The following is a 16,456-nucleotide window of genomic DNA, read 5'->3' as shown; positions in this document are numbered from 1 at the left end:
TGTAAGAAGTCTAATAGCAAATTTTTAAGTTCCTCTTTAACTCTTTAACCAGCGGGCTCGCATGAGGAGAGGAGAGTAAAGGTCCTCTTCCATAGATATCTTCACACTTTTTTCTTCTTCTGTAGTTGGCGGACGAGTAAGAAAGTGAATCTTTGGTGCGCCACTAATTATTGCCATTGGTGTTTGCTCCGCCCCTTCTCCCATAACTAAAACAGCAGACGTTGCCAACGCATCAAGAAGATTGACTTGTGTTACTTGCAGTGGTTGATCATAAAGATCTGGCTTGCCTATATAGGAATAAAATGGTTCAAATCCACACCAACCAAGAGCAACGCCCGTAACCCCAAGGCGCATAGGTGTTATGTTACTATCTGTAATCAAAATACCAAGATGTTTTATGCAGTGTTTTGTCTTGAGATAGTTCCATATTGATAGAGCTGTTTTCTGAACATCCTTTGGGTATAAAATATACATTTCGTTACCATTTGATTCATCAATACCAGCAGATGGAATTAAGATATTGTCTTTGATTGTTAAATAGATGCCGTAAGAATTATGGTCTACATCAACAATTGCATCAGCTTCTCTTTTGATTAGCTCTTCTTTAGAACAAGCAGTTTTGCAAACCACTTGTTTTTGACAAATAGAAATGATTTTTGATGTGATAGCAAGAACAACTTCCTCTCCTAGCAACTCTGAAACATAGCGATCAAGAACCTGCTCTAATACTTCCCCACATTCAATGCGGTGGGTATAAATTGCTTTAACATGCATATTAACGTATTAGCCTACATATAGTATAATCTTTCGTTTTGGTGAGAATAGTTTTATGCCATCCATCAAGAAGTGTTAAGTTGAAATATACATCACCTTTATAGGGTTTGTGAATTTCTGTTATGATAAATTCTGAGATTAGATCATACTCCAAAAAAAGATGCGCTATTTGTGCTCCACCAATCATGAAGACTTTAGAATTACTTTGGATTGACAAAAACTCTTGCATAGAAGAAATAATAGTGCATTTTACTCCTCTGTTAAAACAAGAATTTAATTTGTTACGAGAAAAAACAACAGGGATACGATCCTTCAATATGTTTTGAGGCATAGTTTCAAATGTTTTTCTTCCCATAACAATAACTTGTTTGCCAGTCACCTGACGAAAATGATCTAACTCACTTGGATAATGCCAGGGCAATCCATTATTTATTCCAATTACCCCCTTGGGATCAACAGCCATAATTCCGATAACTAGCATCCCTGTAAAGCAGCTTGAGCTACAAAGAATCGCATGTGATCACGCACATTATGCACTCGAAGGAAATCAACCTTGTTGTGCAATGCAGATGATAAAGCAATTGTTTCTAAATCTCGGTTAAAGACAGGTTCTGTAGAAAAAGAAGAAATAAATGACTTTCTAGAATGACCAACCAGAACTTTGCAGCCAAAATTTTGTAACGTTTCTATACTGCGTAAAATCTGGATATTCTGGTACATAGATTTGCCAAAACCAATACCAGGATCAATAATGATCGAGCTTTGATCAAAACCTAGAGCTAGTAATCTATTAATGTTCCTTTCTGCCCAATTATTTATGGTATCAATTGGATCAATGTCACTTGGGATAATGTTGTCACTATGTGGTGGTATGGAGAGTGAATGCATAATAACGATACTACATCCACTGCTAGCAATCGCTTTTAAGGTATTATCATCTAGATCTCCCTTCTGATCGTTTACCCAGGCAATGTTGTAGTGCTCCAAAACATTCAAAATAACATCTGGCCAGAAACTATCAATGCTGACTTTAATGTCACCAACTTTCATATACTGATTGAGATTATCAAGCACTGGTTTTAAGCGTGCATATTCTGCTTTTGGAGTTTGTATTGAGGAGCCAGGTCTTGTTGATTGAGCACCAAGTTCAACTATGCTTGCACCATCTGATAACAGCCGCAGTGCCTGCTTGGTTGCTTGATCTGCATCATAATAAAGACCACCATCTGAAAATGAATCAGGAGTAATATTGACAATACCTACAAGCTCTGGTGAAAGCGTAAAACTCCTTAAAAAGCAATCCTTAATGTTAGGGTTAACAGTACCAAACGTTTTGTTAACTACTGCCATGGGACTCAGCATTGCCATCAAGTGAAGCAAAAATGGTCTGTTTATCAATTCTGGGTGAGGAATCTTAAGGTAGGATGTATCAAGTGTCAGGTTATCCCATAACAAAATATCCAAATCAATAATGCGAGGTGCCCATTTTTCATAGACCTGCGGGCGGCCAATGTCACACTCAATTTGTTTAAGGCCCTTTAACAGCTCTTCAGGAGAAGAAGAACAACTTCCATACACAACCATATTTAGAAATGGCTTATTCCACTGAGGTGGAGCATCATTTGGTAAAATAGCCTTAGTTTCCAGAATAATTGAAGATTTTAAATTTTTAAAATAGCGCTCCTGCAGTAACTGAGCAGCCTTTTGTAAATGGGAAAAGCGATTCCCCATATTTGAGCCAATAGAAATGTAAATCATTCTTGCAACGCATTACGATAAGTAAAGAAAACACCTCCATGCACACTGGGGACAGGTGGTGCAACTTTGTGAATAGTTACGCCTATAGAAGAAATAATAAGCTTTTTTTGCATCACAAGGTTATTAATGGTCCTGTATATATCATGAGTTAAATGCTCGATTAAGTTGAATTGCTTGCTTTGAACGAGAGATTGAATACTCTGAACTACCTCCAAGTAGCATATAGTATCCTCAAGCCGGTCAGTTGTAAGTCCTAAAGGGGGGGATTTAAAGGTAAAATCAATATTAACACTAACTAATTGAGAATGATACTTCTCTTCTGCACTATAGCCTAAATGAACCCAAAGCCGTAAGTCAGATATAAGAAGATTACATACAGACATTGCATTCCAACATCACTGAGTTTAAGCTACTTACAACTACTAACACACGCTAGCATTCATCATTCCATCAAGAAAACCCCACAAGAGCCTTGCTCCCTTTTGAGCACCCTGCATAACTTTATCTTGCTCTTTTTCATCTAGATCTTCAATAAGATTTGCACATTCCTCAGAATGCCATTCATCAGCATGCATATGGACCGTAAAAAATTGAAGAGAACGCTCATCACTTATTGAATAGTGTTTTTTTAAACCTTCAATTTTAGACTTGGAAACCTCTGGAGTTTGACGTTCGTAAGCGTACAAGGCTCCAAGACCTGCTGCAAAACCTGATCTTACAATGTCAAAGTAACCATCAATTAATTCTTGTGTCTCCTTAATCTGTGCACTTTCACGAAGATCAGATCGCGCAACGCCAAGCCCTTCAGCAAAACGTTTCCATAACTCTGGATGATTTTCATCACCTTGTTCCTCTTCTATTAAATTACCAAGTAAAACCTGTCGCATTTTTAGATCTGGGCACAGAAAATGTATACCACTGATGTAACGAGGAAACGCAGCAACGTGGTGATAATATTCTTTAGCATAGGTTTGTAAAGCTTGCAAGCTTAAGCTTCCTGTATTCCATGACTGGTAAAATGGATGATTTAGTAAGTGCAATTCATCTAACTTGTTATTTAGAGACTTAGTAAATTCCATCATTTCCCCCATTACATTAATATATAGTTCATATACTATAGTTTTCTCATTGTTACGATCATGCTAAGATCAATACAATGGTGGGATTGGTAGGACTCGAACCTACGGCCAATTCGTTATGAGCGAACTGCTCTAACCGACTGAGCTACAATCCCTTTTATCAATATTTATAATACACACAAAAGCAAATTTGTCTATTAGCTTATTTCACTATCAACCCAACTTAGCAGATCATTTGTTGCACCAATTTTGCGTGCAATTTCCTTACCATCTTGAAATATAATCAAAGTAGGTATAGATTGAACCCCATACTTACTTGGCACTTCAGTCCCTTCATCTATGTCGAATTTGCAGATCTTAATCTTGCCTTTTCTGTCTTTAGCCAATTGTTCGATACGTGGCATTAGACTTTTACATGGCCCACACCATTCTGCCCAAAAGTCTATCAGAACAAACCCTTTATAGTCAGTGACTTCAGATTTGAAATTTTGATCATTTACCGATGTAATATCATCACTCATAAAATACCTAAATTTTTGTAAAATATAGCGTATCTATTAGCAGTTAATCAACTAAATTCTTACCGCAGAGCTTGAAAAATTGCCCTAAAGTGTTTTGCACAAACAAAAAACTTCTATTACATCTGGTGGTTAAAGATATCCACGTTTTCCCAACCCATTAAGTCTAACTCAATACGAGTAGGAAGAAATTCAAAGCACTTTTGGGCCAATTCTTTTCTATTTTCACGTTCCAGCATTAAGTCTAGCTTTTCCTTTATCCTGTGGAGATACAAAACATCAGATGCAGCATAACTTTTTTGTTTGTCTGTTAAATTTTCATTTCCCCAATCAGAAGATTGCTGCTGCTTATTTAGTTTGGTATCAAGCAGCTCTAAGCACAACTCTTTTAAGCTATGATTATCTGTGTAAGTGCGAACTAAACGTGAAGCTATCTTTGTGCAATAGCACGGAAGTGCCCAAGTTTCCAAGTAATAACGTATTATGCTCACATCAAATCGCGCGAAGTGAAATATTTTAGTTATATTTTTATCCTCTAATATTTTTCTTAAATTTGGCGCTGTATAATCGTTCTTGAGTTGAACTAAGTGAGCGTTGCCATCATTAAAAGAGAGCTGCACAAGGCATAATCTATCTCTGCTATGAAGTAGCCCCATTGCCTCGGTATCAACAGCTATAGACCTTATATCATCTGGTATTGAACTAGCTGGCAAGTCGTCTTTATATAAAAATATTCCCATAAAATTAATACATTTTTTGGCACAATTGAAAACCTATGATAATCAAAAATGAGTCTTAAGTATACGAAAAGATCATAGAAGGAACCACGCAAATTTATGGGCTCTCACATTTTTCGTGTACACGGGGTTTACAAATCGCTGTATATGCCTATAATTAAGTAAATTTAGGTTAATTTAATTGCGGGAGTAGCTCAGTTGGTAGAGCGCAACCTTGCCAAGGTTGAGGTCGAGGGTTCGAACCCCTTCTCCCGCTCTTTGCTTTCAAAATCATTTCGTCAAAAATCCCTTGACAAACTCCGCCAGCCCCCTTATCATGAAACTGAAGCTATTTATTTATCTTCTCTGTACAGATTAAATGACAAAAAAACTCACGTATCTGGCGTCCCATGTTTAATTTTTTGCACTATGTGCACCTTATGTCTTTATAAAATTTCTAGGTTTTTACCTAATATAAGCAGAAATGCGCTTATAAAGCATTTAAAACATCAAAAAACGCCGATTTAAAAAATGGATAGTGAATAACTAGCTACCCTAGGGTTTCTTTTGCCTTTTTTTCTGTTTAGTAAATTTCTTAATGTTTATAATTTAGATTAGTTGCGGCTTAAAAGCAACTAAATCGCGGTTATTAAGCGTTTAGAATAAAAAAACGCCATACTTGAAAGTATAATGTAAGTAATTAGCCAACCACGGGGCTTCTTTTGCCTTTTTTTTCGTTTGGTAAATTCCTTAATATTTATAGCTAAGAGAGCCCAAGAGAGGTGTCATTCCAGCGCGTGACGCTGGAATCCCAAAAAAAGGATGATGTCATCCCAGTGCGTGACACTGGGATGGCTTTGTTGCATCGCTCAAGTGAAAAGAACTGGCAGTTACTGACAAAATTCATTATAAATAGCCATTTAACTGTTGAAGAAAAAATATGCCACAAAAAATGAGAGTCAGTAACTGCCATGAATATAACAAATTTCTCCAAGAAAGAGGAAGCATTTTTTGTTATATCAATGACGCCATAGAAAATTGGTACGAGAATTGTCCAAAAATGCAGGGCGGCAACTATATTTATAGTGATAAAGTTGTGATTTTGGTGCATATAATCGTCAGTTTCTTTAGAATTGGTTTAAGACAAACAGTCGGGTTTATAAAAGGGTATTTGCAACAAATAGGAAGAGATTTGGCAGTTATCAGCTATTCACAAGCATCAAGAAGGTTTAAGAAACTTAATATTAAGATAAATGATTGCAGAATTGATAAAAATATAGCTCTTTCCATAAAAGTCCGGATGTGATAGGATAAGGGTAGATGATGATAAGGAGGTTGAATGCCAGCAGCATATAGTTATGATTTAAGAAAAAAAGCAATGGAAGCGCTAGACGAAGGAGAAAGCAGAGAAACAGTGGCAGCAAGATTTAAGATTGGACGAACTACTTTATGGGAGTGGCAGCAAAGAAGAAAAGAAACAGGAGACTTTCAATCAAAAAAACTTGGAAATGGGGGTTACAATCACAAAATTACCGACTGGGATACCTTTGCCAAATTTGCCAGAGAACACGGAGGAAAGACTCTATCGGAAATGGCTAAACTTTGGAACAACGTTAGTATCTAAACGATCTATCGAGCCCTTAAAAAAATTGGATTTACGCGCAAAAAAAGACATATGGATACAAGGAAAGAAACGAAGAAAAACGTGCTGAATTTTTGAAAATTATAGCGACAAAAGAACCTAAAAACTTAGTGTATATAGATGAGTCTGGCATTGATAACACCGAACTACGGATATTGCCAGAAAGGACAGCGGTTTTATGCCTTAAAATCTGGAAAGAAAACTCAACGAATCAGTATGGTTGCAGCCTTAAGTGGAAGAAAGATAGTTGTTCCGTTAACCTTTGAAGGCCACTGTAATATGGATGTTTTTAATGGATGGTTTGAGCAATTTTTGACACCGATCTTGGAACCTGGACAGACTGACCTTACCCAGAAAAAGTGGAGAGAAAGAAAGGAGTTTTTTCGGGTAAAATAAAATTTTGGAGGATTAGAAATGGCAAGAGAATATACGGCAGAATTCAAATTGGAAGCTGTTAAGCTGGCAAATGAACAAAGAAAGGTAGGTCAACCAGTTGCAAAAGTAGCAAGAGATCTAGGAATAAGGGATAGTGTATTAGGAAAATGGATGAAGAAATATAACGAAAAAAAGTCAGCGGCAAATGCATTTCCAGATGTAGCACCTTATGACAAAGAGAGATTTGATTTACAGAAAGAGTTAGCAAAAGTAACAAGAGAAAGAGACATTTTAAAAAAAGCCCTGGCCAGTCAAAAAGAGTAAAATATTTTTTCATAAAAGAGCATAGTAAACACTATAAAGTGCAGGAATTATGTAGGGTTTTCTGCTAGTGGCTACTATAAGTGGACTACAAGGAAAATAAGCAGTAGAGAATCAGCAAATAAAGAGTTATTAGCAGATATTCAAAAAATATATCAAGCTTCTAAATGTAGATATGGAGCTCCTAAAATTCATGCTGAATTAAAGGCTTTGGGTAAAAGTTGCAACTTAAAAACAGTGCAAAGTATTATGCAGAAAAATGGTATTCAGGCTATATTGAGAAGAAAATTTAAAATTAAGAAACAACAAACGGACAGTAGCTCCCAATATATTAGACCAAAACTTTATTGTCGATCAACCAAATAAAGTATGGGATTACTTATATAAAAACCAAAGAAGGATGGCTATATTTGGCAACAATAATCGATCTATATTCACGCATGGTAGTTAATGAGCAGTTCAATAAATAAACAATTGGTTATGGACTCTTTATTAATGGCCGTTAACAAGCGTAAACCTGCCAAAAATCTACTATTACATAGTGATCAAGGTTCACAATATACTTCGCAAGGTTATCAATATCTCTTATCCATAAAAAACATAGATGAGTCATAAAGGTTGTTGTTACGACAATTCTGTTGTGGAAAGCTTCTTTAGCTCATTGAAAAGAGAAATACTTATTGATACTTCACAACACTCTGCTCAACAAACTAGAACTGCAATATTTGAATACATAGAAATTTTTTATAACAAACAACGTCACTATTAACTATTGCATTCCTGAGCATTTTGATTCATCATTCTCTTTGTGAAAAACATTCCAAACTTTCTCTCCACTTTTTCTGGGTAAGGTCAGTCAGCTACTTGGATGACAGGGGAGGGAGGTGCTACCCTGACAATCGTCATCCCGCTACGTGTTAGCGGGATCTAGAGATACCGCGAATGAATCGCGGTATGACGGTCTGCAGCGGTATGACGTAGGGCTGCACTAGCTATATCATGCATTTTATTAACCGACACTATAAACAACATCCTTACAATTATGAGATTGAACCACAACTTGCTCAAGCGTTAAGCTGCTGCGTTTAGCGTCTTTACCGTGGTTTTCCCCAAGAACATTTGTTCTTTCGTGTTTTATTTCTTCAATGAATTTCTTGTTAACGCTTTCAGGGTCAATCTTTTCCTGCGAATATATAAGATTAGTGCAATTTGTTTTTCTATAATAATGCACGCCAAGACATATAATTGATAATGCAAGTATACCAGAACCTATAAGTAATGATAATCCTATGTTATTAGTCAAAGGGTTTTGGTAAAATTTTTGTACACCATTAACACCATGTGTTGCAAGTAGCCCTAGAGGAAACGCTATATTTGCAGCAACTACACCAGTAAATAATGCAGTAAATATTGGTCTGTCGTTAATTACTGATTTTATTTTATTAGTTCTAGTAATTACTTTTTCGTCAATGTTAGTGAAGCCTTGTTTAGCTTCCCAAGCATTAAGTACAAAATTTGAATGAGTGCCATTGCTATATTCCAGTCTTACAGATTTTATAGCTTTATCTTTTGGCTGGTGCTCCAACACCTCAGCTAAAATTTTATCCGCATCTTTTTTTTGAATGGAATGTTCTTCAGTATCTATAAATTGCCTTGTTGCAAAAAATATTGGACCAATTGCAAGCAATGCAGCAAGTGCGATAACTGGTATAGTGATATATTTTGGGCTGTTTGTAAAAAATGCAATAAATTTTGCTTTATCTTGTAAATATAATAAAGCTGCAGATATACTGAGTATAATAGCACTTGCAGTAAAAATTATAAAGCCCTTCTGCTGCATGGAATACTTTGCTCTTGGCAAGAATCTGTTTGTTTTTTTATTTGTTGTGCCACCTACATCAGAATTTAGTGACAAAGACTCTTCAGAGTCATCTGTCTTATATGATGGTGGAGAAGTTGAAGGTACATTGCTAAGTTTGTTACTTGATTCTCTGCTTAACCGTGTTAATGTTTTATCAAGATCATCAGGATCATCAAATACTGTCTCTTGAGAAGGGGATCTGCTTAGAGTTGAATTTTGTGGCACGTCAACATGAGTTTCTTCACCTTTTGTTTCTTCTAGGGAAGGAGGTGATACTTGAGTCTCAAGAGTTAACGGATCTCTTGAATTAGCATTGCTGTTTTTTTTCTCTTTAAATTCTTCCTCTAACAAAGCTTTTAAAGCTGTATTTTCATCATTTTTTTTCGGAGTACTTGTCCTAAGTGCTGGTATTGGTAAAATTCCTGGTGTTATCTCGCCATCTTCACTTATTGATGTGGAAGAAATTAATGTTACTGTTTGTTCTTCATTTACTGGTCCAGGCATATTCACTCCAAAATTAATTACTATGCTGCATTGATTACGCTATAGTTATTAAGATATAGTAAATACCAATTTACGGATAATTATTAGTATAGAAATTGTCTATCAAAGATTCTTTCATTCAGAGGGTAATCTTTGTCAAAAAGCAAAGTTATTGTGTTTTCGTGGTCTTTTTGTATTTTTATCTGTGATATATTATGAAACTCCTTGTAATCTGATACTACAAGTGCTGGACGGTTTTTTGTGTCGTTAATGTCAATTTGTACGATCGTATCATTTGAAATTAGCGCTCCATTCCAATGCCTTGGGTAATAGCTATTGATGGAGGTCAGTGCAAGTAAATTTGAATTTAGTGGTAAAATTGGACCGCCGGCAGAGAAGTTATATGCAGTGCTGCCTGTGGGAGTGGATAATATTACTCCGTCCCCTCTAAATTTTTCTACTTTTAGCTTATCGTTGATAGTGATATTCATTTCTACTATTTGGTTTGCTTTTCTAAAAACATATACTTCGTTTACTGCTATGTAATGATATCTCTTGCCACTTGTGTCTGTTGCTTCCATTTTTAGCAAAGTTAACTGAGTTGAAGTTGCATGCTCTATATGATCAATTAAATCTTCACTGCAGCTAAAGCACTTATTCATCAAAAACCCAACGTTACCAGTGTTTACTCCGTATACGTGTATGTTTTTGTTTTCTATAACGTAATTATGCAAGGTGCGCAGCATAAAGCCATCACCGCCAACAACTATAAGTAGATCAATTTCAGACTTATTTTCTTCTGTTATATTGATAAAATTAAGCTTCTGTAATAGTTTAGATACTTCCTGCGATTTTGGTGATGGAGAAGCAACATAGCCTATATTTTTGTATTTATGCATGCTTCAGTAAACTCTCTAAAACTTAAAGAGGAGGAGAATTAGAAAATGCTTCCATATTTATCGTTAAACTTAGCTAATTTGCTAGTTTTACTTGCTAACCCGCTTGTCAAACTTCCAGTCCATGCAGGGTGAGTAAGAGGATCTCTATCAAGTTTTACCCTATCTCCCTCCTTTCCATAAGTGGAACGAGTTTCAAACTCTTGACCGTCTGTCATAACTATAATAATTTTATGATAATTCATTGTTGTTTATAAACTTTTAGTCAGTTAACATTCTAGTGAACTTAATTCACTAAGTCAATCATTATTCTAAAATATTGACAAAAAATAAATAAAATCTTATACTTAATAAGGAATAAGTAATAATTATCATGATTTTCGCTTTCCCTGGTCAGGGCTCTCAGTTTGTAGGAATGGGAAAGAGCTTATATAGTGAGTTTTCCGTTGCAAGACAAGTATTTAATGAAGTAGATAGCATATTGGATAGAAAGCTGTCTCATTTAATCTTCAACGGTCCTATTGAAGAATTAACCATTACAGAAAACGCTCAGCCAGCTATAATGGCAGTATCAATTGCAATGCTACGTGTTATGGAGCATGTGTTTGGCAAATCTCTTTTCACTGATCACAATGTTAAATATGTTTGTGGGCATTCAGTTGGCGAATATACAGCGCTGTGTGCTGCAGGAGCGTTAACGCTTGAGTCTGCAATCAAGCTGCTGAAAGTTCGCAGCGAAGCAATGCATGAAGCTTCACTGAAATGTAAAGGCGGAATGGTTGCGTTGCTTGGAGCAGAGATAAATGAAGTGGAAGATATATTGAAATCAGTTCAAATTGACGGAATTTGTGAAATTGCAAACGATAACGGTGGCGGACAAGTGGTTATAAGTGGCACTAGAGAAGCTCTTGAAATGTTACCCGATTTATTCAAAAACTCGAGTGTGAGGAAACTAATTAAATTACAGGTTAGTGGGCCTTTTCATTCATCTCTTATGAAACCTGCTGATGAAAAAGTTTTGGAGTTTTTGAAGGGTATTAAAATAACCCGTCCTATAGTTCCTTTGATATCAAATGTTACAGCTAAAGAGGAGAGTGATCCCAAAGTTATAAAAACTTTACTCGCCAAGCAAGTTGTAAGCAGAGTGAAATGGAGAGAAATGGTTTTGTATATGTCAAGCCGTGGCATTAACAAATTTGTTGAAATTGGCCCTAATAAAGTTTTATCTAATTTGGTCAAAAGAATTGACCAATCTATCAGTACAAAAAATATAGATAGTATTGGTGATATTGACAGCTTCTTTAATGAATCATTAGTACTAACAGCGAAAAATTTAAAAGTTGGATTAAGTTAAAACACATCTATTTGATGTCATTCCGGTGCATAACGCTGCCTAGCTGGAATGACAGAGGGTAATGCAAGAAATCAACGAACTGCCTGTCATTTCGTTTGGTTTTTTAATTCCAAGTAGCTGTAAAATAGTAGGGGCAATGTCAGATAACCTTCCGTCTCTTAGTTTTAGATTATTGCAAGACACAATAAATGGCACTTTATTTAGAGTGTGTGCTGTATGAGGTGTATTATTTTCTTCATCGAACATACATTCCACATTACCATGGTCTGCAGTGACAATTAACGCGGTGTTGCTTGACTTTTTAACAGCACTCAGCACTTTTGCAAGACAATCATCTACAGCTAGCACAGCTTTCTCGGCTGCTTTTATATTACCTGTATGTCCTACCATATCAGGATTAGCGTAATTTACAACTATCAGTGCGAATTCTTGGGAGTGAATTTTTTCTACAAGCTTTTCTGTGAGCTCGAAGGCTGACATTTCGGGCTGCAAATCGTAAGTTTGAACTTTTGGTGAGGGAATGAGTATTCTTTCTTCACCAGAGAAAGGTTCTTCTTTTCCACAATTGAAAAAGAAAGTCACATGAGCGTATTTCTCGGTTTCGGCGATACGTAATTGTCGTAATTTATTGTCTTCTATTGTTTGTCCTAGAGTATCAGCGAAAGAAGTAGGAGGAAAAATATAAGGAATTTTGAGATCTTCTTTATACTTCATCATACTTAAAATTGAAGAGAATTTTGCTACCTTAGCGTAATCTGTTTTGCCAAGCAAAATACTTGCTAATTGTATCATTCGATCAGCACGAAAGTTAGCCAACAGCACTCCATCTTCTGGTTTTATACCTTGATAATCACCTATTACTGCGGGCCTGATAAACTCATCAGTTATGTTATTTTGATAGTTATTCTCAATCAACGATACTGCATTATCATGACAAGGTGCCTTTGCAAATGCGATAGCCTCATAAGCTTCGATTGTTCTCTTCCACCTGTTGTCACGGTCCATAGCATAGTAACGCCCAGAAACAGTAGCAATTCTTGTGTCATTTCCCTTTATACTCTTTGTAAATTCTTGAATGCATTTTTTTCCTGAATTTGGCAATGTGTCTCTGCCATCTAAAAATGCATGTATCACCACTTTTATTCCATGCTGTGATATTTTATTTGCTAAAGTTGAAATATGCTTTTGATGCGAATGAACACCGCCATCTGACACTAATCCCATTATATGGCATACCCCGTTCTTACTTTTTAGATTACTAATAAAACTTTGTAGATTTACATTGTTTTCTATTGTTCCAATCTCTTGATTAATGCGCTGAAGGCTTTGTATTACCACTCTACCACTGCCAATATTCATATGGCCAACTTCTGAGTTACCTATTTGACCACCAGGTAACCCCACATCAGCTCCACAGGCGGATAAACTGCATTTTGGATAATTAGAGCTAATATATTGCCAACAGGGTGGATTTGCGTTGCTGATAGCGTTGTATTTATTATTCTCTATTCCATTTCCCCAGCCATCTAGTATACATAAAACCACTGATTTAATGTTCATATAAAATCAACACTAGAATTTCACAGAGAAGAGCTCCCCGGGCCGGATTCGAACCAGCGACCAATTGGTTAACAGCCAACTGCTCTACCACTGAGCTACCGAGGAATAAACCGTTTTTAATTTACCATGTTGAACGTTGGTTGTAAACGTTTTTTGTGTAGACTTTAAGTCCAACTGACCCATAGAAACAAAAAAACTTACTTGACAAACTCCGCCAGCCCTCTTATTGTAGTATTAAGGGTATTTCTGACTCAAAACTTGTTTTTGATCCGCGCGGGTTCAATAACAAAAATTCAGTAAAAAACTTGGAGTATCTATTGGCGGATTACATAAAATTATAGCGGCTGCATGTCTTTTTAATTTTTTCTACATTCAGCCAAATCGCGCTTATTTTAAGCGTTAGCACATTATTACAGCGCCAATTTAAAGTATTAGAGGGTCAAAACTCGCACCACGGGGCTTCTTTGCCTTTTTTTTTATTTGGTAAATTTTTTAACGTTTGTGGCTAAGCGACAGCCGTCATCCCGCTGCTTGTTAGCGGGATCTCTTGTTAGCGGCTGAGATACCGCGAATGAATCGCGGTATGACGGTTTGTGGCGGTATGACGATAAGACACAAAGCCTAATGGAAAAAACTGCGAACGCCAGTGAAAAACATAGCAATTTTATTTTCATTTGCAGCTTTTATCACATCTTGATCTTTCAGCGAGCCGCCGGGCTGAATTATAGCTGTAATTCCATGTTTTGCACTTTCTACTATGCTATCTGGGAATGGAAAAAATGCATCTGAAGCAAGCACTGCACCTTTACATTTTTCACCTGCTTTTTTCACTGCAATGTTCACACTATCTATTCTGCTTGTTTGCCCTGCGCCGATGCCAATAGCACAACCATCTTTTGCTATAACTATTGCGTTGGATTTCACATGTTTACATATTTTCCAGGCAAAAATAAGATCTTCCTTTTCTTTTTCTGTTGTAGTGCACTTTGTTACTTGTTCTGCTTTTATTGTGTGGTCATTATTTTCTTGCACCAAAAACCCACCAACAACATTTTTAGTTTGGTATTTCACATTTTGTTGAAAAGATTTATGAATAATCACTCTTAAATTTTTCTTTCTTTGTAAAATTTTTAGTGCCTCATTGTTTACCGATGGTGCTATCACTACTTCCAAAAATATCTCGTTTAATTTTTCTGCTAGCTTTAAATCTATCTTCCGGTTTAAGGCAACTATACCACCAAAACTGCTTACTTCATCGCACGATAGAGCTTTTTCATATGCCTCCAAAGCATTATTACCAATAGCAGCGCCACATGGGTTATTATGCTTGATTATCACTGCTGCAGGTTCTTCGAATTCAGAAGTTATGTTAAGTGCGGATTCTATATCTACTATATTATTATAACTCAACTCTTTTCCATGTAGTTTTTCCAACGGATATTCTGTAAATTGATTACTATAAAATGCAGCTTTTTGATGGGGATTTTCACCATACCTGAGTTCTTGTACTTTATGCCCGTATAGAGCAAAAAACTCTGGTAACTCATTATTTTTACTCTGGGATAAAAACCAACTGTGAATATTAGAATCGTAGTGTGCAGTAAGAGCAAATGCTTTGGTTGCTAAATATTTTCTATATTCCAATGTTGTTTCATTGTTATTTTTTATCATCTCAGCTTTTAGTGCTTCGTAGTCTTGAATGCTAGAAATAACTGAAGTAAAACGAAAGTTTTTTGCTGCAGCTCTAATTAACGCCACTCCGCCGATATCAATTTGTTCTATAATTTGCTCTTCATTTGAGCCGCTACTTACTGTCTCCCAAAATGGGTATAGGTTAGTGATAAGCAGGTCTATTGGCTCAATACCTAGATCTTGCACTTCCTTTTTATGCTTTTCTCGATCATAAAGTATTCCTCCATGAATTTTAGGGTGTAAAGTTTTCACTCTACCACCCAGTATCTCTGGAAATTGTGTGTAATCTGAGACCTCTTGTGTTTTTATTCCTGCACTAGATAGCACTTTATAAGTATTGCCCGTTGAAAGAATTTCTATTTGTTGCTGCGTTAAAAACGATGCAAGATCAATTATATTCGTTTTATCGTATACTGATATTAAAGCTCTTTTTATTTTCATTTTTATATGGAAAGTTTTTTAAGATTATATCTAAGAAAAGGAAATTTAGCTATTACATTTCTACACTAATTTAAAGCAGTCTATTCTATAAATTTTTTTACCATGCTTGATTTCAAGCCACGAATAAAATCTTCAATACTGCAAGGATTTCTCCCTTCCATTTGTACAACTTTAGGAATTAAAGTGCCACCTTTTAAACTTATGTGCATATTATCATTAACGATCTTGCCTTGTTCTGAAGCGAGAGCTTCAAAGTCAGCATCAAGTATCCTGATACGTTTATTCTCTATCTTGATGAACGCTTTTGGGTAAAACGCTTTAACCTTTCTATAAGCAACTTCACAGGCATCACTTGCATAAATTTTATAGTCTTCCACTTTGTTAGCGTAACATGCATCATTATCATTCTGCTCTATAGGAACCTGTTTTTCAATTTCATTTAATACCTCAAGCAGTAAATCACTGCCTAATTCAGACAATTTATCATGCAATGTCTTGTAGTTATCGTTCTTTTCGATAAGAAATTTTTCCTGTTTTAAAATAGGGCCGGAATCTAATCCTTCATCCAATTGCATAATGCTAACCCCGGTTTCTTGATCTCCTGCTAAAATTGTGTGCTGTATCGGGGCTGCACCACGCCACCTTGGTAGTAATGAAGGATGAATATTAATACAACCATATTTTGGAATATTCAAAATTTCTCTTGGAAGTATCAATCCATACGCGGCAACAACCGCAACGTCTGGCTTGAAATTTCTAAATTTTTCTTGCTCTGCCGAGAACTTTAGAGAGATAGGAGTACATACCTCTATGTTACTTTCTTCAGCGATAACATGTACTGGAGATTTCGTTGGCTTCTGTCCACGCCCCGAAGGTTTTGGAGCCTTGGTGTATACTGCCACCACTTCGCTCTTTGATTTCAGTAACAAGCTCAGAGAATTAACAGCAAATCCTGGTGATCCCATGAAAATAATTCTCATGGTGTT

The 16,456-nt window shown here is 36.1% G+C and carries 19 protein-coding genes, 3 tRNA genes and 1 pseudogene; 8 read left to right on the top strand and 15 right to left on the bottom strand.

The window, feature by feature from the left end; genetic code table 11:
- Positions 1 to 36 precede the first annotated feature (36 nt).
- From ABWU55_RS07050 to ABWU55_RS07015, 8 genes are all read right to left on the bottom strand, one after another.
- Entirely contained in the window at positions 37 to 774 is a 738-nt protein-coding gene (locus tag ABWU55_RS07050) for a putative folate metabolism gamma-glutamate ligase (protein ID WP_264705944.1), read from the bottom strand.
- A gap of 1 nt (position 775) precedes the next feature.
- Complete coding sequence (locus ABWU55_RS07045; RefSeq protein WP_353286297.1) at positions 776 to 1,255, bottom strand: dihydrofolate reductase; 480 nt, start codon at positions 1,253 to 1,255, stop codon at positions 776 to 778.
- Positions 1,249 to 2,532, bottom strand: coding sequence for a dihydropteroate synthase (gene folP / locus ABWU55_RS07040; protein WP_353286296.1), 1,284 nt, complete (start codon positions 2,530 to 2,532; stop codon positions 1,249 to 1,251). The genes ABWU55_RS07045 and folP overlap by 7 nt, the downstream gene beginning before the upstream one ends.
- Positions 2,529 to 2,915, bottom strand: coding sequence for a dihydroneopterin aldolase (locus ABWU55_RS07035; protein ID WP_353286295.1), 387 nt, complete (start codon positions 2,913 to 2,915; stop codon positions 2,529 to 2,531). The genes folP and ABWU55_RS07035 overlap by 4 nt, the downstream gene beginning before the upstream one ends.
- Before the next feature lie 39 nt (positions 2,916 to 2,954).
- On the bottom strand, positions 2,955 to 3,611 hold the full coding sequence (locus tag ABWU55_RS07030) for a CADD family putative folate metabolism protein (RefSeq protein ID WP_022626367.1): 657 nt from the start codon (positions 3,609 to 3,611) through the stop codon (positions 2,955 to 2,957).
- A 78-nt stretch (positions 3,612 to 3,689) separates the two neighbouring features.
- Positions 3,690 to 3,766: transfer RNA gene (locus ABWU55_RS07025), tRNA-Ile, on the bottom strand.
- Between the two features lie 42 nt (positions 3,767 to 3,808).
- Positions 3,809 to 4,132: a thioredoxin gene (gene trxA / locus ABWU55_RS07020; protein WP_209472576.1), complete on the bottom strand. Its 324-nt coding sequence runs from the start codon at positions 4,130 to 4,132 to the stop codon at positions 3,809 to 3,811.
- 116 nt (positions 4,133 to 4,248) lie between these two features.
- Positions 4,249 to 4,869, bottom strand: coding sequence for a ribonuclease D (locus tag ABWU55_RS07015; protein WP_010962900.1), 621 nt, complete (start codon positions 4,867 to 4,869; stop codon positions 4,249 to 4,251).
- Positions 4,870 to 5,049: 180 nt separating this feature from the next.
- Here ABWU55_RS07015 and ABWU55_RS07010 point away from each other — a divergent pair.
- From ABWU55_RS07010 to ABWU55_RS06980, 7 genes and pseudogenes are all read left to right on the top strand, one after another.
- A tRNA-Gly gene (locus tag ABWU55_RS07010) sits at positions 5,050 to 5,122 on the top strand.
- A 663-nt stretch (positions 5,123 to 5,785) separates the two neighbouring features.
- A complete protein-coding gene (locus ABWU55_RS07005) occupies positions 5,786 to 6,151 on the top strand; it encodes a transposase (RefSeq protein ID WP_155969141.1) in 366 nt (121 codons plus the stop codon).
- 33 nt (positions 6,152 to 6,184) lie between these two features.
- A pseudogene (locus ABWU55_RS07000) lies at positions 6,185 to 6,829 on the top strand (IS630 transposase-related protein); the annotation flags it as partial.
- Positions 6,830 to 6,901: 72 nt separating this feature from the next.
- Positions 6,902 to 7,186, top strand: coding sequence for a transposase (locus ABWU55_RS06995; protein WP_038198869.1), 285 nt, complete (start codon positions 6,902 to 6,904; stop codon positions 7,184 to 7,186).
- Between the two features lie 21 nt (positions 7,187 to 7,207).
- Positions 7,208 to 7,549 (top strand): IS3 family transposase, encoded by a 342-nt coding sequence (locus ABWU55_RS06990; protein WP_095866567.1) that lies wholly within the window; start codon positions 7,208 to 7,210, stop codon positions 7,547 to 7,549.
- An 84-nt stretch (positions 7,550 to 7,633) separates the two neighbouring features.
- Positions 7,634 to 7,798, top strand: a complete 165-nt coding sequence (locus tag ABWU55_RS06985; RefSeq protein ID WP_156768661.1) for a DDE-type integrase/transposase/recombinase — start codon at positions 7,634 to 7,636, stop codon at positions 7,796 to 7,798.
- The gene (locus tag ABWU55_RS06980; RefSeq protein WP_080717614.1) at positions 7,788 to 7,952 is read left to right on the top strand and encodes an IS3 family transposase; all 165 of its coding nucleotides are present in this window, start codon (positions 7,788 to 7,790) and stop codon (positions 7,950 to 7,952) included. The genes ABWU55_RS06985 and ABWU55_RS06980 overlap by 11 nt, the downstream gene beginning before the upstream one ends.
- Before the next feature lie 240 nt (positions 7,953 to 8,192).
- Here ABWU55_RS06980 and ABWU55_RS06975 read toward each other — a convergent pair whose 3' ends face one another.
- From ABWU55_RS06975 to rpmE, 3 genes are all read right to left on the bottom strand, one after another.
- The gene (locus ABWU55_RS06975; protein WP_353286294.1) at positions 8,193 to 9,548 is read right to left on the bottom strand and encodes a hypothetical protein; all 1,356 of its coding nucleotides are present in this window, start codon (positions 9,546 to 9,548) and stop codon (positions 8,193 to 8,195) included.
- An 83-nt stretch (positions 9,549 to 9,631) separates the two neighbouring features.
- The gene (locus ABWU55_RS06970) at positions 9,632 to 10,426 is read right to left on the bottom strand and encodes an NAD kinase (RefSeq protein WP_353286293.1); all 795 of its coding nucleotides are present in this window, start codon (positions 10,424 to 10,426) and stop codon (positions 9,632 to 9,634) included.
- Positions 10,427 to 10,464: 38 nt separating this feature from the next.
- The gene (gene rpmE, locus ABWU55_RS06965) at positions 10,465 to 10,668 is read right to left on the bottom strand and encodes a 50S ribosomal protein L31 (protein WP_007548602.1); all 204 of its coding nucleotides are present in this window, start codon (positions 10,666 to 10,668) and stop codon (positions 10,465 to 10,467) included.
- Between the two features lie 128 nt (positions 10,669 to 10,796).
- Here rpmE and fabD point away from each other — a divergent pair, with 128 nt between their 5' ends.
- Complete coding sequence (gene fabD, locus ABWU55_RS06960; protein ID WP_155969147.1) at positions 10,797 to 11,777, top strand: ACP S-malonyltransferase; 981 nt, start codon at positions 10,797 to 10,799, stop codon at positions 11,775 to 11,777.
- Between the two features lie 39 nt (positions 11,778 to 11,816).
- Here the strand turns inward: fabD and gpmI are convergent, their stop codons facing one another.
- The 4 genes from gpmI to fmt form a co-directional block, all read right to left on the bottom strand.
- On the bottom strand, positions 11,817 to 13,337 hold the full coding sequence (gene gpmI, locus ABWU55_RS06955; RefSeq protein ID WP_353286292.1) for a 2,3-bisphosphoglycerate-independent phosphoglycerate mutase: 1,521 nt from the start codon (positions 13,335 to 13,337) through the stop codon (positions 11,817 to 11,819).
- Between the two features lie 33 nt (positions 13,338 to 13,370).
- Positions 13,371 to 13,442, bottom strand: a tRNA-Asn gene (locus ABWU55_RS06950).
- Between the two features lie 516 nt (positions 13,443 to 13,958).
- Positions 13,959 to 15,470 (bottom strand): bifunctional phosphoribosylaminoimidazolecarboxamide formyltransferase/IMP cyclohydrolase, encoded by a 1,512-nt coding sequence (purH, locus tag ABWU55_RS06945; RefSeq protein WP_353286291.1) that lies wholly within the window; start codon positions 15,468 to 15,470, stop codon positions 13,959 to 13,961.
- Positions 15,471 to 15,550: 80 nt separating this feature from the next.
- Entirely contained in the window at positions 15,551 to 16,450 is a 900-nt protein-coding gene (gene fmt / locus ABWU55_RS06940; RefSeq protein WP_209472592.1) for a methionyl-tRNA formyltransferase, read from the bottom strand.
- Between the last annotated feature and the right edge of the window lie 6 nt (positions 16,451 to 16,456).

It is taken from the genome of Wolbachia endosymbiont (group A) of Crataerina pallida, from assembly GCF_964028475.1.
Lineage (GTDB): Bacteria > Pseudomonadota > Alphaproteobacteria > Rickettsiales > Anaplasmataceae > Wolbachia > Wolbachia pipientis.
Note: the sequence above shows the minus strand (reverse complement) of the source record. Positions and strands in the feature narration are given on the sequence as shown.

Excerpts from the sequence above, each read along its gene's own strand:
- ABWU55_RS06985 (WP_156768661.1), top strand. The coding sequence starts at position 7,634 with ATGAGCAGTTCAATAAATAAACAATTGGTTATGGACTCTTTATTAATG.
- ABWU55_RS07045 (WP_353286297.1), bottom strand. The coding sequence starts at position 1,255 with ATGCTAGTTATCGGAATTATGGCTGTTGATCCCAAGGGGGTAATTGGA.
- ABWU55_RS07050 (WP_264705944.1), bottom strand. The coding sequence starts at position 774 with ATGCATGTTAAAGCAATTTATACCCACCGCATTGAATGTGGGGAAGTA.
- rpmE (WP_007548602.1), bottom strand. The coding sequence starts at position 10,668 with ATGAATTATCATAAAATTATTATAGTTATGACAGACGGTCAAGAGTTT.
- ABWU55_RS06995 (WP_038198869.1), top strand. The coding sequence starts at position 6,902 with ATGGCAAGAGAATATACGGCAGAATTCAAATTGGAAGCTGTTAAGCTG.
- purH (WP_353286291.1), bottom strand. The coding sequence starts at position 15,470 with ATGAAAATAAAAAGAGCTTTAATATCAGTATACGATAAAACGAATATA.
- fabD (WP_155969147.1), top strand. The coding sequence starts at position 10,797 with ATGATTTTCGCTTTCCCTGGTCAGGGCTCTCAGTTTGTAGGAATGGGA.
- ABWU55_RS07005 (WP_155969141.1), top strand. The coding sequence starts at position 5,786 with ATGCCACAAAAAATGAGAGTCAGTAACTGCCATGAATATAACAAATTT.
- ABWU55_RS07015 (WP_010962900.1), bottom strand. The coding sequence starts at position 4,869 with ATGGGAATATTTTTATATAAAGACGACTTGCCAGCTAGTTCAATACCA.
- ABWU55_RS06970 (WP_353286293.1), bottom strand. The coding sequence starts at position 10,426 with ATGCATAAATACAAAAATATAGGCTATGTTGCTTCTCCATCACCAAAA.
- ABWU55_RS07030 (WP_022626367.1), bottom strand. The coding sequence starts at position 3,611 with ATGGAATTTACTAAGTCTCTAAATAACAAGTTAGATGAATTGCACTTA.
- fmt (WP_209472592.1), bottom strand. The coding sequence starts at position 16,450 with ATGAGAATTATTTTCATGGGATCACCAGGATTTGCTGTTAATTCTCTG.
- ABWU55_RS06975 (WP_353286294.1), bottom strand. The coding sequence starts at position 9,548 with ATGCCTGGACCAGTAAATGAAGAACAAACAGTAACATTAATTTCTTCC.
- trxA (WP_209472576.1), bottom strand. The coding sequence starts at position 4,132 with ATGAGTGATGATATTACATCGGTAAATGATCAAAATTTCAAATCTGAA.
- gpmI (WP_353286292.1), bottom strand. The coding sequence starts at position 13,337 with ATGAACATTAAATCAGTGGTTTTATGTATACTAGATGGCTGGGGAAAT.
- folP (WP_353286296.1), bottom strand. The coding sequence starts at position 2,532 with ATGATTTACATTTCTATTGGCTCAAATATGGGGAATCGCTTTTCCCAT.
- ABWU55_RS07035 (WP_353286295.1), bottom strand. The coding sequence starts at position 2,915 with ATGTCTGTATGTAATCTTCTTATATCTGACTTACGGCTTTGGGTTCAT.
- ABWU55_RS06980 (WP_080717614.1), top strand. The coding sequence starts at position 7,788 with ATGAGTCATAAAGGTTGTTGTTACGACAATTCTGTTGTGGAAAGCTTC.